Source organism: Marinobacterium sp. BA1 (assembly GCF_041155135.1).
Classification (GTDB): domain Bacteria; phylum Pseudomonadota; class Gammaproteobacteria; order Pseudomonadales; family Balneatricaceae; genus Marinobacterium; species Marinobacterium iners.
On the sequence record NZ_BAAFHC010000001.1, the window covers coordinates 2295675 to 2309297 of the forward strand.

Here is a 13623-nt window from a genome sequence, read left to right on the forward strand (position 1 = left end):
CACTCCGTCCACCTGGCAGCTCTGATATGAAGCAATCGTTACAACTCAAGATCGGCCAGCATCTGACGATGACACCCCAGTTGCAACAAGCAATACGTCTGCTGCAACTGTCAACGCTGGACCTGCAGCAGGAGATCCAGGAAGCCCTGGAGAGTAACCCACTGCTGGAAGTCGAGGAGGAACTGGACAGCGCCGAAGAAGCCCAGACTGAAGCCCGTGATGATCGTCACGACGCCTCTGCCGACAGCCTCTCTAACGACACCGCTGACGAGGACAGCTGGGACGAAAACGCACTGGAAGAGCGGTGGAATGATGAAATCCCTCGTGAGCTGTCCACCGACAGCAACTGGGATGATACCTTCCAGCACCAGAGTACACCCGGTCCTGCCCGTGATGATGACTGGGAACCCGGTGATAACGATTCGGCCGAAGACAGCCTTCAGGATCACCTGCTGTGGCAGCTCAACTTGACCCCCATGAGTGACCCTGACCGTATGGTCGCCATGGCCCTTATCGATGCTGTCGATCCGGATGGCTATCTACGCACGGACGTAGATGAAGTTCTGGAACACTTCACCCGGAGCGAACCCCAGCTGTTTGCAGATGCCGAGCCTGAAGAGATTGAAACGGTACTGCACCGCCTGCAACAGTTTGACCCGCCCGGTGTCTGCGCACGAGACCTGAGCGAATGTCTGCAGATACAGCTGCGCCAGCTGCCTGAAAACACTCCGATGCTGAAAGAGGCATTACGCCTGGTACGCGATCACCTGGGTCTGCTCGGTAATCATGACTATCGTACCTTGATGCGCCGCATGCGCCTGAAGGAGGAGGCCCTGCAACAGATCATCAGTCTGATCCAGTCGCTTAATCCAAAACCGGGCACCAGCATCAGCAGTGAACAGTCAGAGTACGTTATACCTGATGTCGTGGTGCGCAAGGTGCAGGGGCAGTGGAATGTAAGCCTGAACTCAGAGGCATCCCCCAAGCTGCGTATCAATACCGACTATGCTGATCTTATAAGACGGGCCGACAACAGCGCTGACAACACCTATCTGAAAAACCATCTACAGGAAGCGCGCTGGTTTCTGAAGAGCCTGCTGAGTCGCAACGAAACCCTGCTCAAGGTCGCCACCGAGATCGTGGCCCGCCAGATCGATTTTTTCGAGGAAGGTGAAGAGGGTATGAAGCCGATGGTTCTGCATGACATCGCTGAAGCCGTAGAGATGCACGAATCAACCATTTCCCGTGTCACTACCCAGAAATACATGCATACACCCCGAGGCATCTTCGAGCTGAAGTATTTTTTCTCCAGCCATGTGAGCACGTCAGACGGAGGCGCTGCCTCCTCTACCGCCATTCGTGCCTTGATCAAGAAGCTGATCAGCGCGGAGAATACCGCAAAACCACTCAGTGATAACAAGATAGCCGACCTGCTGAAAGAGCAGGGATTTAACGTAGCCAGACGCACAGTGGCAAAATATCGTGAAGCGATGAACATTCCGCCTTCTAATGAGCGCAAGCGTCTGGTTTAATGAGACTACAGGCACGCCGGAAGAACGTGCTTTATGACGAGGAGAAAACCTATGCAGATCAACATCACTGGCCATCACGTCGAACTGACTGACGCCCTGAACGAATATGTACGTACCAAGTTCGACCGACTGGAACGCCACTTCGATAACATCACCAATGTACAGGTCACCCTCAGTGTCGAGAAGCTGCGCCAGAAGGCCGAAGCCGATATCCACCTGGCCGGCGGTGAAGTATTCGCAGCGCATGAGCATGACGACATGTATGCTGCAATTGATGGCATGGTGGACAAGCTTGACCGCCAGATCATCAAGCACAAAGAAAAACTCAAATCCCACAAATAACCGGTAGCAGCACGTCACGACATGCAACTATCAGAACTGCTGACCTCATCCCGTACACTCTGCCACGTCGATGTGGTCAGCAAAAAGCGAGCGCTTGAGCTCGCCAGCCAGACTATCGCCGAGCAGCTGGACGGCATGGCCGCTGAAGATATCTTCAGCGGCCTGATCAACCGAGAACGCCTTGGCAGCACCGGTATCGGTGAAGGCGTTGCCATTCCTCATTGCAGAATTCCAGGTGTTACAACAGCCATCGGATTACTGATGACGCTGTCCAGCCCGATTGACTTCGATGCCATCGACAACCGTCCAGTCGACCTGATCTGCTTCCTGCTGGTTCCCGAAGACGGCGCTGAAGAGCACCTGCAGACACTGGCAGGGTTGGCAGAGCTGTTCAACGACTCCAGCACCCGTGAATCACTGCGCAGCTGCGAAGATTCCTCAAGCCTGCTGGATCGCGTTCAAACTCTCTGCAGAGGCGCCTGACATGCGACTGGTCGTCATCAGCGGCCGCTCCGGCTCAGGCAAAAGCACCGCCCTGCAGGCACTGGAAGATGTCGGTTTCTACTGCATCGACAACCTGCCGGCCCTGCTTCTGCCCGAGCTGATCCGACTGATGCTGGCTGAGGAAAACCCTAATCGAGAAATTGCCGTCAGCATTGATGCTCGCAACCTTCTGAGCAACCTGAAACAGTTCCCCAGTGTGATGCGCACTCTGCGTGAACAGTCCAAGCTGAGCACCGAAACCCTGTTTCTTGATGCTGGTGAAGCTACTCTGCTGCGACGCTATAACGCAACCCGGCGGCGTCACCCGCTCACCGATAAACAACAGAGCCTGCAGCAAGCAATTCGAACCGAACGCAGCCTGCTTGAGCCCATCGCCAATCTCGCTGATCTGCGCATCGATACTACGCGGCTATCACTTTATGAGCTGCGTGACGAAGTCAAACTGCGTGTTGCCGGGCGCAGTGAACAGGTTCTGTCACTGCAATTTGAGTCATTTGGCTTCAAGCATGGTGTACCGCTCGATGCCGATTTCACCTTCGATGTACGGGCCTTGCCCAATCCCTACTGGGTCCCTGAATTGCGCCGTCATACCGGCCTCGACACCGAGGTGATCGAGTTTCTGCGCCAGTCGCCCGAGGTCAGCGAGATGGTGAACGACATACAGGCCTTCGTAAGCAAGTGGCTGCCTCAGTTCCAGGCCAATAATCGCAGCTACATCACAATCGGTATTGGCTGTACCGGGGGCCAACACCGCTCGGTCTATATTGCCGAGCAACTGGCTGGTTATTTCCGCAGGCATATGGATAATGTGCAGGTGCTACACCGAGAACTGAGTCAGCCTGCCGCAGGACCACACCATGATTGAAACGCGACTGACCATTATCAACAAGCTGGGCCTGCACGCCCGCGCCGCTGCCAAGCTGGTCACGCTGGCCAATCAGTTCAATGCCAACATCCGAATCAACAAGGATGGCCGCGAAGTGGATGGCAAGAGCATCATGTCCGTGATGATGCTGGCCGCCAGCAAAGGTACCGAAATCGCGCTTGCCGCTGAAGGGGATGATGCTCCTGAGGCGCTTGATGCCATCACCGCATTGATCAACAATCGCTTTGACGAGCCCGAATAAGATCGCGCTCCCCCTTTCCCCGGACAAGCGCCCACCTCCGATCGAGATCCGCCATGAGTCAGCAGGAAACCAAATCCAACCTGGAAGCATTGAGCGCCGCGCTTGAGGTCGGTGAACTGCAGCAATTGAGGTTCATGCTCAACAAGGGGCTAAAGCCGGTTGAAGTGGCGCACCTGCTGGAAAAGACACCTCCTCGCGAGCGCCAGATTCTGTGGAACCTGCTCAACCAGGAGCTGGAAGGTGAGGTATTGCAGTACCTGGGGGACGATGCCCAGACCGAAATCCTGAGCCGCATGGAGGCTTCAGAAGTACTCGCCATTACCGAGTCGCTGGAAACGGACGACATGGCTGACATCCTGCAGCAGCTGCCCGAACGGGTCATGAAGGAGCTGCTGCAGATCATGGACCAGCAGAATCGTGAGCGGGTCGAGGAAGTACTGGCGTACCCGGAGGATACCGCCGGCGGTCTGATGAACACGGATACAGTGACTATCAGACCCGACATCAATGTGGAAACGGTACTGCGCTATTTGCGCCGCCACAAAGACATCCCGGAAATGACTGACACCCTGTTCGTTGTGAGCCGCAAGGACTCCTACATTGGTGTACTGCCACTGACCCGCTTGCTCACGGCAGATCCCGGCGTACTGGTGCGTGAAATCATGCAAACCGATGTAGAGCCGATTCCGGCCGACATGCCGGATGAAAGCGTCGCCCGCCTGTTCGAACAACTGGACCTGATCTCGGCCCCGGTAGTCAATGAAGAGGGCCGCCTGCTGGGCCGTATCACCATTGATGACGTGGTCGATGTCATCCGCGAAGATGCTGATCACTCACTGATGAGCATGGCCGGCCTTGATGACGACGAAGATACCTTTGCGCCGATCATGAAAACCACCCGCCGGCGTGCAGTCTGGCTTGGTATCAACCTGATAACCGCCTTTGCGGCATCCGCGGTCATCGGTCTTTTTGAGGCCACGATTGATAAAGTGGTCGCGCTGGCCGTACTGATGCCGATTGTTGCCTCTATGGGGGGCATCGCCGGCAGCCAGACACTGACACTGGTGATCCGCGGTCAGGCCCTGGGGCATATCGAGCGCTCCAATATCGGCTGGCTGTTCAACCGAGAGCTGGTGGTAGGGCTGTTGAACGGGATGCTTTGGGCATTGGTCGTTGCCGTAGTGGCTGTACTCTGGTTTCAGGACATGACGGTTGGTATCGTGATCGCCATGGCATTGGTAATCAACTTGATTGCCGGCGCCATGGCCGGCACCCTGCTGCCAACGATATTGAAATCAATGGGTATAGACCCTGCACTGGCCGGAGGCGTCCTGCTGACAACCATCACTGACGTGGTGGGCTTTTTCGCCTTTCTGGGACTGGCGACCCTGTTTTTTGCCTGATGGAAACTGTTATGAGCGATTTTGACCACCTGCAGCATGATGACGAAAAACAGCTGCCGCCAAGCAAGTCCCAGCTCAAGCGTGATGCAGATGAGCTGCAGAATTTGGGTCAGCGGATGACTGAACTGCGCCCGGACCAGCGAGAGAAACTGCCGATTGATGACCGCCTGCGTGCCGCACTGGATGAATACAGTCGCATAAAGGCCAATGGCGCCAAGCGACGCCACCTGCAATTCATTGGCAAACTGATGCGTACAGCGGATGCGGACGCAATCCGCGAAGTGGTTGACCGCTTCGACTCCGCTACCGCAGCCCACAACCAGCTGTTTCATGAGCTGGAGCGCTGGCGTGAACGCTTGATCAGCGAAGACAACGAAACGCTGCAAAGTTTTATCGCTGCCCACCCGGGAGCGGATATTCAACACTTGCGCCAGCTGGTACGCAATGCCAAGCGCGAACGCCAGCTGGAGAAGCCTCCCGTGAATGCGCGCAAACTGTTCAAGTATATTCGCGAGCTAAACGAAGTCTGACAGACTCAGTCACCGGAGCCAGTCAATAGCTCGAGCTCCGGATTTTCCCAGCTGCCACTGAGTCGATAGCGCAGTGTCGAGAAGCGCTCCAGCCGATCGCCAATCAATTTGTCGATCACGAATACAGCACCGGCTACCTGGGGCGCTCCAAGCAACACTGCTGCCAACGGCACATTACTACTGATTGGCAAGGCCACCTCGACCTCCTTGTCCAGAGTACCTTCAGCCAGATTCACCTGCCCCTGAATACTCATATTGGCAGACGGACCCACCATGACCAGAGGCTCAACGGTGGCAGCAACCCCCTGCTGTAGCCGGTAATGTCCATCCAGACGGTCAAAGCTGACCCCTTTCTTCAACAGATCGCTGAAATCGAGTCGAAGTCGACGCGCCAGTGAGTTGAAGTTCAGTATCCCGAAAACCCGCAGCAGATTGGTGCTTTCAGCCGTTTCTATCAGACGCCCTTCTCGGGTCGAGAACTGCAGCTCGCCATTCAGGCGATCCAGTTTTACGTCCCAGGGTGCACCTTTCCAGTTGAGCTGCAACAATGATTCCACCTGGCTTGTTTCAAGTACACGACCATAGTGCCAGCGCTCAAGCAGCGCGCCGATATCATCCCCCACCAGCCTTAGCGTCAGCTCAGTTTGCTGCTCAGCCTGCTGGCTCCAATGTGCCTCACCTCGCAATATGAGTTGATCCAGGTAGGCCTCCAGTGAAGATATGCGGGTACCTCGCTCATCCGGACGCAGACTGAAACGCCAGTCACCCAGTACCTTTTCACCCAACCAGAGTGAATCTACCCTGACATCGGCTGCAGGCAGGCGCATACGCCCCAACAACTGTGGATAAAAATCGTCCCTTTCCACCGCGGCTTCGGCCTCGGGTACTTCATCCTGCATCAGTGCATTCAGCTGCAACCGCTCAAGATGGATCTTCAGTGGCTCATCTGCATGCGGCAGTAACACCTTACCCTGCAGGTCAGCACCTCTGATTTCAACCGCAAGCCCGGAAGCCTCGTTTGCGCCGCGGAGTTTAATGGTTTCGGCCGTTGTACCGACGCGCGCAAGTTCCAACTCAACTTCCTGTATCTGAACCGGCGTACTCAAATTCAGTTTCAGGTTCAGAGGTGCTGCGACCTCTGCCGGCTTGAACAAGACACCGGGCAACGGCAACTCCACTCCAATCAGATTACTGCTCAGTTCAAGGCTCGGACACGTGGTATCAGCACAGAGCAGCAGTTCACCCTGCCAGTGGGTCGCACCCGTCACCATATCCAGAAGTGGCTGTTCCAGCCAGCGGTTCAGGGCCTTCAGGTCAGTCTGTCCCTGCAGACTGACGCTCACTCTATCACGCTCGGTAGTCACGCTGGCGCTGACCGGGCCTCCCCATGCCTGCGCTTGGATAGCTCGGGCACTGAAGCCACGGGCATTGGTATACGTGAAGTGTCCTTCGACATTATCCAGCTCAAGCCCGAGAGCCTGTGAACCAAAACGCCCCTTGCGGAGATCCACGGCAACACGTACATCGGGTGGTTGATCTTCAACAAGCGGAATGCTCAGTCCCAGACGGGTGTCTGCTTGCCCTTCCAGCTGCCATCGCTGCAGCTCTTGCCCCACCAGATTGGCCAGTGGAGTGGTTTTGAGTACCTTATCGATATCACTGGCCGGACCATCCAGCAGAGTCTCAATCTCCAACTGTCGACTGCCCGGTGGCAGGTAAGCCCAGCCAGAGGAGATATCGCTGTCGAGAAGTGTAGCCCGGTTGATATTGATCGCCAGCCCCTGATCCTTTACAAGTACAAACAGATCACCCTGCTCAATGGCTGGCCAGCCCGGCTGATAATCCAGCCGTGCATCCTCGATATCAAAAAATAGCTGGACCACAGGGGTCGAGCTCTTGCCAAGAGATCGAGTACCGGTTCTGAGTAACATGCCTGCCTGACGCAACCGCCCTGCCTTGACCGCACGTTCAAGCCAGCTGTACAGGCCGGTGCCTACCTCTTTTTCAGGGGTATAGAGTGGTGCCTGACTGCCGTCACTGTCTGTCATCCCGATCATCAGGATCAGGTCAGCCTGCTGTTCAGGATCAAAGGGCAGATCAATACTGAAACGCCCCGCTGCATTGGTCTGCTGATTATGCAGCTGCAGTTGTTCGCCGCTGACCCTGATGCCAGCCTCATCTCGCTGCCAGCGGATTTCACCACTGGCTTGCTCATAGCTCCAGCCCTGTGGATAAAGCTCAGGGAAGTGCATATCAAAGGTCTGGCTATCAAGCCGGATCAAGCCAGCATCGAGGTTGGCAAGCAGCTCCCCACTGACACCCTCCAGTGCCGGAGCACCGTGCCAGCCATTGACCCCAACCTCGTCAAGCTCTGCGCTCAGGGTCAGATCACTCCAGTTACCATCAACGGGTTTCTTGAGCCTCAACTGTCGCAACACGCCTCGGGGCTTCAACTGCTGCAGCAGCTTGACAAAATTTGGGGCGATACCATCTGCAATACCAAGCCAGGCTTCGGTTGCTGTAAGATCCAGCTCCGATATGAAGGCGTGCCTGAAATCAAGTTGCCGTTCTTGCCAGCCAAAATCAGCTACCAGCAGGGGCAAGGTCAACTGCGCCTGTTCATGCACCAGGGTAATCGGCTGTAACTGAAGCTGGTATCCCTGATCATTCTGTAGCAACGCCGCTGTAAAGCGCCCCGCCTGAGGTTGAGATAGAGCAGGATCAGTTAACTGCAGCTGTTCAAAGCCAACTTCAGCCTGCAGACTTTGCAATTGCTGATTACGAACATCGGCCCAAAGCTCCAGGTCCAGATCCAGCGCCGCCAGCTCAGGTTCAAGCTCAAGCATTTGAAACAGCTCCGGCCCCAGATCCTCGACCTGCAGATAAAAACGGTAGCGAGCCTTGAGTGGGTCCGAAGTTGCCAGATCGGTTTCAATCGCAAAATGCACGCCCGCATCGGCGCCCAGTTCCGGCATACGGAACAGGCCACTCAGGCGATGTTCCTGGGGGGCGTTCTCCAGCTCCAGATCAGCCGGGGTAATAACAAGTGGCACCCCCTGCTCCGGTATCAGAGTAATGTGGACATCCCGAATGACTGCATAGGGCTGACGGACCAGCAAACCAACCAGCTGTTCCCAGGCGGATGGCGACACCCCCTGATCTTGCCTGCCGGGCGCAGCACCCGGACGATGCAGCCAATGCCCTTCGCGCTGGTGCCAGCGCAGATCTACTCCCTCAACTTCAAAGCGTTGAAAGATCGGCATTCCCTCCAGCAAGGAAGCAAGCAGATCCAGCTCAACTTCAAGCCTGTCAATCTGCAGCCTGCCGCCAGCACCGGGATCATCGGCAGAAGTGCTTGCCGAAATACCCTGAACCTCCATTACCGGATAGGCATAGCGCCAACTGCCCTGCATACTGCCAAGCTGTACCGGAAGCGCCAGTACTTCACTGAGCCAGCGTTCAGCCTGCGGACGAAAGCGATCCGCAGACTCCAGCGCCAGCCTCGCAGCCGTCAGCAGCAATGCCAACAACAGCAACAGCAGCAAAAAAAACCACCAGGCACGACTCAAATGACGACGCATCGACGCTCCGTATCAGCGCAGTACAACATCAAACTGTTCCGGGGTATACATCGGCTCAACCTGGAACCGTACCGTCTTGCCGATAAAGGCCTCCAGCTCTGCCACATGGTCAGACACCTCATCCAGCAGATGATCCACCACCGACTGTGCTGCCAGTACCAAATAGGTCTCGGTGTCATACGCCCGATGCTGGCGCAGGATTTCACGGAAAATTTCGTAGCACACCGTCTCTGGCGTTTTCAGTGAACCCCGCCCCTGACAGTGACTGCAGGGCTCACACAGCACCTGCTCCAGGCTTTCACGCGTGCGCTTGCGGGTCATCTCAACCAGACCCAGCTCTGACACACCGGTCACCTTGCATTTGGCGTGATCCTTCTCCAACACCCGCTCAAGGGTGCGCAATACCTGGCGTTGGTGGTCGGGGTCTTCCATATCGATAAAGTCGATGATGATAATGCCGCCCAGGTTACGCAGGCGTAACTGACGACCGATGGCTGTGGCCGCTTCAAGATTGGTTTTGAAGATGGTTTCTTCGAGGTTGCGATGGCCCACAAATGCGCCCGTGTTCACATCTACCGTTGTCATCGCCTCGGTCTGATCAAAAATCAGATAACCACCGGACTTGAGTTCGACCTTGCGCCCCAGCGCCTTCTGCATCTCTTCTTCGACATTGAACATATCGAAAATGGGACGCTCGCCAGGGTAATACTCCAGCTTTTCCTCGATTTCGGGTACGAGTGCCTGAACGAATTCCTGTGCACGCTGAAAGGTTTCGCGTGAGTCGATTCGGATCCGTTCAACACCGGCATGTGCCATGTCTCGCAAGGCACGCATATTCAGCGGCAGATCCTCATACACGATGGCAGGCGGCTTGACCTGCTTGATTTTGTATCGAATGGATTCCCACAGACGTCGCAGGAACTGCAGATCACTCTCCAGTTCAACCTCAGTCACACCTTCTGCCACAGTGCGCAGGATCACACCCCATTCCGGGGTGGCGGTTGCCTCTGTCTGCATCAACCCTTGCATCTGGTTGCGCAGACGCTCTCGCTCCTGCGGATCTTCTATGCGTTGCGAAATTCCGATGTGAGTACTGCCAGGCATTAAGACCAGATAGCGCGACGGAATCGAGATATGAGTGGTCAGACGCGCACCCTTGGTCCCGATTGGGTCCTTGGTCACCTGTACCAGCAACCCCTGCCCTTCACGCAGCACCTGCGAGATAGAGGTCGAATTACGCTGCTCAGCCGGCAGGCTCTGATCCACCACTTCATCTACATGAATAAACGCGGCACGCTCAAGACCGATATCGATAAATGCCGCCTGCATGCCGGGCAACACGCGGGCAACCTTGCCCATATAGATATTACCGACGATACCACGCCGCTTGGCACGCTCCACGTAGATTTCCTGGGGCATACCGTTTTCGATCACTGCCACACGCGTTTCCATTGGCGTGAAGTTAATCAGGATCTCCTCACCCATCCTCTGTGTCCTCGATCAGCTGATTCTTTATAGTTCAGTTTGGCTGCCATAACGGGATATCAAATTTCTGCAGCATTGCAGCCGTTTCCATCAACGGCAAGCCCACAACGGCCGAATAGCTGCCATTGATGCTTTTGACAAACACCGCCCCCAATCCCTGTATGCCATAGGCACCGGCTTTGTCGCAAGGCTCACCGGTACGCCAGTACTGGCGACAACGCGCATCATCCAGCTCAATGAACTCCACATCCGTTCCTACACAGCAGACTTCGACTTTCCCCTCTGCGGCCAACGCTACAGCGGTCAACACCTGATGGCGCCTGCCAGACAACTGCATCAACATTGCCACAGCCTCATCCTCATTGGCAGGTTTGGCCAGAATATGATCATCTATGGCTACGGTAGTATCAGAACCCAACACCACCGAATCGCCACCCGCCTGTTCCAGTCCAGCCAATGCCTTCTCTTGTGCCAGGCGAGTCACATATTCACAAGCGGACTCCTGCTGCAGAGGATCTTCACAGATATCAACGGGACGACAGTCGAAATGGACGCCGATCTGCTCAAGCAGTTCACGTCGGCGCGGGGAGGCTGAAGCCAGAATCAGATGTGGCATAACAGTTTCACTGTATGTAGAAGGTGTGACGAACGGCCCGCAGCAGCAGGTACAGCCAGGGCCAGACCAGCGCGCTGACCAGCGATGGCAGCAGAAACAGTAATGACTCGCCCGTGGTGCCGGTAACACTTTGCATCCAGTGAAACAGCAGCTGATTGATACCCACCAGCACCAGTACCATCAGCGACTGCTGCCAGAGCGGGAACATGCGCAGGCGCTTGTACAATACCAGCACCAGAAAGGCGATCAATGTCAGTGACAGGGCGCTGAGGCCAAGCACGCTGCCACGCACCACATCCAGCAGAATGCCGAGCATAAAGGCACTGCCGAGACCCACCCGGTGTGGCAAGGCCATAACCCAGTAGATCAGCATCAGCACGACCCATTCAGGCCTAGCCCATACCAGCAGGTCCGGCAGCGGCATCTGGCTCAGCACCAGCCCTACCAAAAAAGTGGCAAAGATGATTAAACCTCCGCCACGCACCTCACTCATCCGCAACCTCTTCCTGCGGGGCGGGCAGCGCCGGATGATACTCGACCAGTAACAGGTGGCGGCTGCGGTCCAGTCGCGCCGATGGCTCCGCTTTCACCAGCGTGAAGGGGCGTCCCGGATCGCGGATCACTTCCGTCACTCGGGCAACAGGATAGCCGCGCGGAAAACGTCCACCCAAACCTGAGGTCAGCAGCAGATCATCCACACGAATGTCAGCCGTATCGGGCACATGCTCCAGCTCCAGCTCATTTAAGACGCCCTTGCCAAGCGCAATGCCACGGTAGCCATTTCGATTGACTTCAACAGGCACCGCAGAGCGGGCATCCGTCACCAGCATAACCCGGCTGGTATAGTGCGCCAGCGACACCACTTGCCCCATGACACCACCGGCATCCAGTACCGGCTCGCCAATAAAGACCCCGTCTTCCGAGCCGCGATTGAGGATTACTTCATGCTGAAAGGGGTCAGGGTTTACGCCTATGAGCTCCGCCAGACGAGTGGGTGCCTCTACGCGCTCACCGGCACTGAGCAGCTCACGCAGGCGAATATTCTCGGCTGTCAGCGCTGCCATTTGCTGCACTTTGCGCTCCAGTACCAGCGCCTCCGCTTTCATGCTCTGGTTTTCACGCACAAGACTGGCACGCTCCACCACCACATCCGAGAGGCTGTCAGCTAGCCGGGATGGTATATCCACCACCCACTGCAATGGTGTTACAACAAGGGAAAGCCAGGCACGACCTTCCTTCATTTTGGGCCAGTTGAGGTCAGCCACCATCAGCAGCACAGCCAGAAACACCAGCAACAGAAACAGTCGACGCGGTGAACCGCCACGGAAGATCGGTTTAATAACCCACCTCCCGTACAACCGGGCGCAGGTGGCCGGGGTTACTCAACAGTTGCCACTGCACCCGCTGTCACTCGTAGGTCAGCAGTTCAAAGGAGTGCTTATCCAGCATTTCGAGGGCCTTGCCGCCGCCACGGGCAACACAGGTCAGCGGATCTTCCGCCACAATTACCGGCAGACCGGTTTCTTCGCTGACCAGACGGTCGATATTGCGCAGCAATGCACCACCGCCGGTGAGCACAATACCGTGTTCGGCAATATCAGCGGCCAGCTCAGGCGGGCATTGTTCCAGGGCACTCTTGACCGACTGCACGATGGCAGACAGTGGCTCCTGAAGCGCTTCCAGAATTTCGTTGCTGTTGAGCGTAAAGCTGCGGGGGATACCCTCTGCCAGATTACGACCACGCACATCGATTTCGAGAATTTCGCTGGAAGGGTAAGCCGTGCCCACCTCCTGCTTGATGCGCTCGGCGGTGGCGTCACCGATCAGGCTGCCGTAGTTGCGACGCACATAGGTCACAATTGCTTCGTCAAAACGGTCACCACCGACGCGCACAGACTCCGCGTACACAATGCCGTTAAGGGAGATCACGGCAATCTCAGTAGTACCACCACCGATATCAACCACCATGGAGCCGCTGGCTTCTTCAACCGGCAGACCCGCGCCGATCGCCGCCGCCATTGGCTCTTCAATCAGATAAACTTCACGAGCACCGGCACCGATAGCGGATTCCTTGATGGCGCGACGTTCAACCTGAGTCGACTTGCAGGGCACACACACCAGCACTCGTGGGCTGGGGGTCATGAAGCTGTTGTCATGTACCTTACTGATAAAGTACTGCAGCATTTTTTCAGTGACATGGAAGTCGGCGATCACGCTGTCTTTCATAGGCCGGATGGCGGTAATGTTACCCGGAGTACGACCCAGCATGCGCTTGGCATCAGACCCCACCGCTGCCACGGATTTCTGGTTGCCGTTGACACGAATGGCGACCACCGAAGGCTCGTTCAGCACAATGTCCTTGTCACGGACGTAAATCAACGTATTGGCGGTGCCCAGATCGATGGACAGATCGCTGGAGAACAGGCCTCGAATTTTCTTAAACATGATGACGTGGTTACCCTGAAATTGCCTGACAGGCCTTACCGAACTGGCCGCATTTCTG

The 13623-nt window shown here is 56.2% G+C and carries 13 protein-coding genes; 7 read left to right on the forward strand and 6 right to left on the reverse strand.

The window, feature by feature from the left end; genetic code table 11:
- Positions 1-26 precede the first annotated feature (26 nt).
- The 7 genes from ACAM29_RS11140 to yjgA are packed head-to-tail and all read left to right on the forward strand — an operon-like array spanning position 27 to position 5438.
- Positions 27-1532 (forward strand): RNA polymerase factor sigma-54, encoded by a 1506-nt coding sequence (locus ACAM29_RS11140; RefSeq protein ID WP_369624144.1) that lies wholly within the window; start codon positions 27-29, stop codon positions 1530-1532.
- A 51-nt stretch (positions 1533-1583) separates the two neighbouring features.
- Entirely contained in the window at positions 1584-1874 is a 291-nt protein-coding gene (hpf, locus tag ACAM29_RS11145; RefSeq protein WP_091821741.1) for a ribosome hibernation promoting factor, read from the forward strand.
- A gap of 21 nt (positions 1875-1895) precedes the next feature.
- Positions 1896-2357 (forward strand): PTS sugar transporter subunit IIA, encoded by a 462-nt coding sequence (locus tag ACAM29_RS11150; RefSeq protein WP_091821745.1) that lies wholly within the window; start codon positions 1896-1898, stop codon positions 2355-2357.
- Between the two features lies 1 nt (position 2358).
- Entirely contained in the window at positions 2359-3243 is an 885-nt protein-coding gene (gene rapZ / locus ACAM29_RS11155; protein ID WP_206839328.1) for an RNase adapter RapZ, read from the forward strand.
- The gene (locus tag ACAM29_RS11160) at positions 3236-3505 is read left to right on the forward strand and encodes an HPr family phosphocarrier protein (RefSeq protein WP_206839327.1); all 270 of its coding nucleotides are present in this window, start codon (positions 3236-3238) and stop codon (positions 3503-3505) included. Before rapZ ends, ACAM29_RS11160 begins: the two co-directional genes overlap by 8 nt.
- Positions 3506-3558: 53 nt before the next feature.
- Positions 3559-4908 carry a magnesium transporter gene (gene mgtE, locus ACAM29_RS11165; protein ID WP_091821753.1) on the forward strand — a complete coding sequence of 450 codons (1350 nt, stop codon included), beginning with the start codon at positions 3559-3561 and terminating at the stop codon, positions 4906-4908.
- A gap of 11 nt (positions 4909-4919) precedes the next feature.
- The gene (yjgA, locus tag ACAM29_RS11170; RefSeq protein ID WP_369624145.1) at positions 4920-5438 is read left to right on the forward strand and encodes a ribosome biogenesis factor YjgA; all 519 of its coding nucleotides are present in this window, start codon (positions 4920-4922) and stop codon (positions 5436-5438) included.
- Between the two features lie 5 nt (positions 5439-5443).
- On the opposite strand, the gene ACAM29_RS11175 is transcribed toward yjgA, so the two are convergent.
- From ACAM29_RS11175 to ACAM29_RS11200, 6 genes are read right to left on the reverse strand one after another with little or no spacing between them, the layout of a single operon-like run.
- Positions 5444-9019 carry a YhdP family protein gene (locus ACAM29_RS11175; protein ID WP_369624146.1) on the reverse strand — a complete coding sequence of 1192 codons (3576 nt, stop codon included), beginning with the start codon at positions 9017-9019 and terminating at the stop codon, positions 5444-5446.
- A 12-nt stretch (positions 9020-9031) separates the two neighbouring features.
- The gene (rng, locus tag ACAM29_RS11180; protein ID WP_091821762.1) at positions 9032-10504 is read right to left on the reverse strand and encodes a ribonuclease G; all 1473 of its coding nucleotides are present in this window, start codon (positions 10502-10504) and stop codon (positions 9032-9034) included.
- Positions 10505-10538: 34 nt separating this feature from the next.
- Positions 10539-11120, reverse strand: a complete 582-nt coding sequence (locus ACAM29_RS11185) for a nucleoside triphosphate pyrophosphatase (protein ID WP_369624147.1) — start codon at positions 11118-11120, stop codon at positions 10539-10541.
- 7 nt (positions 11121-11127) lie between these two features.
- Entirely contained in the window at positions 11128-11613 is a 486-nt protein-coding gene (gene mreD / locus ACAM29_RS11190) for a rod shape-determining protein MreD (protein ID WP_091821768.1), read from the reverse strand.
- Positions 11606-12478, reverse strand: a complete 873-nt coding sequence (gene mreC / locus ACAM29_RS11195; RefSeq protein ID WP_369624148.1) for a rod shape-determining protein MreC — start codon at positions 12476-12478, stop codon at positions 11606-11608. The genes mreD and mreC overlap by 8 nt, the downstream gene beginning before the upstream one ends.
- Positions 12479-12527: 49 nt before the next feature.
- The gene (locus ACAM29_RS11200; protein WP_369624149.1) at positions 12528-13565 is read right to left on the reverse strand and encodes a rod shape-determining protein; all 1038 of its coding nucleotides are present in this window, start codon (positions 13563-13565) and stop codon (positions 12528-12530) included.
- Positions 13566-13623 lie beyond the last annotated feature (58 nt).

What these genes read in the sequence shown, in the direction of transcription:
- ACAM29_RS11140 (WP_369624144.1), top strand. Translation starts at nt 27, where the DNA reads ATGAAGCAATCGTTACAACTCAAGATCGGCCAGCATCTGACGATGACA.
- hpf (WP_091821741.1), top strand. Translation starts at nt 1,584, where the DNA reads ATGCAGATCAACATCACTGGCCATCACGTCGAACTGACTGACGCCCTG.
- ACAM29_RS11150 (WP_091821745.1), top strand. Translation starts at nt 1,896, where the DNA reads ATGCAACTATCAGAACTGCTGACCTCATCCCGTACACTCTGCCACGTC.
- rapZ (WP_206839328.1), top strand. Translation starts at nt 2,359, where the DNA reads ATGCGACTGGTCGTCATCAGCGGCCGCTCCGGCTCAGGCAAAAGCACC.
- ACAM29_RS11160 (WP_206839327.1), top strand. Translation starts at nt 3,236, where the DNA reads ATGATTGAAACGCGACTGACCATTATCAACAAGCTGGGCCTGCACGCC.
- mgtE (WP_091821753.1), top strand. Translation starts at nt 3,559, where the DNA reads ATGAGTCAGCAGGAAACCAAATCCAACCTGGAAGCATTGAGCGCCGCG.
- yjgA (WP_369624145.1), top strand. Translation starts at nt 4,920, where the DNA reads ATGAGCGATTTTGACCACCTGCAGCATGATGACGAAAAACAGCTGCCG.
- ACAM29_RS11175 (WP_369624146.1), bottom strand. Translation starts at nt 9,019, where the DNA reads ATGCGTCGTCATTTGAGTCGTGCCTGGTGGTTTTTTTTGCTGCTGTTG.
- rng (WP_091821762.1), bottom strand. Translation starts at nt 10,504, where the DNA reads ATGGGTGAGGAGATCCTGATTAACTTCACGCCAATGGAAACGCGTGTG.
- ACAM29_RS11185 (WP_369624147.1), bottom strand. Translation starts at nt 11,120, where the DNA reads ATGCCACATCTGATTCTGGCTTCAGCCTCCCCGCGCCGACGTGAACTG.
- mreD (WP_091821768.1), bottom strand. Translation starts at nt 11,613, where the DNA reads ATGAGTGAGGTGCGTGGCGGAGGTTTAATCATCTTTGCCACTTTTTTG.
- ACAM29_RS11200 (WP_369624149.1), bottom strand. Translation starts at nt 13,565, where the DNA reads ATGTTTAAGAAAATTCGAGGCCTGTTCTCCAGCGATCTGTCCATCGAT.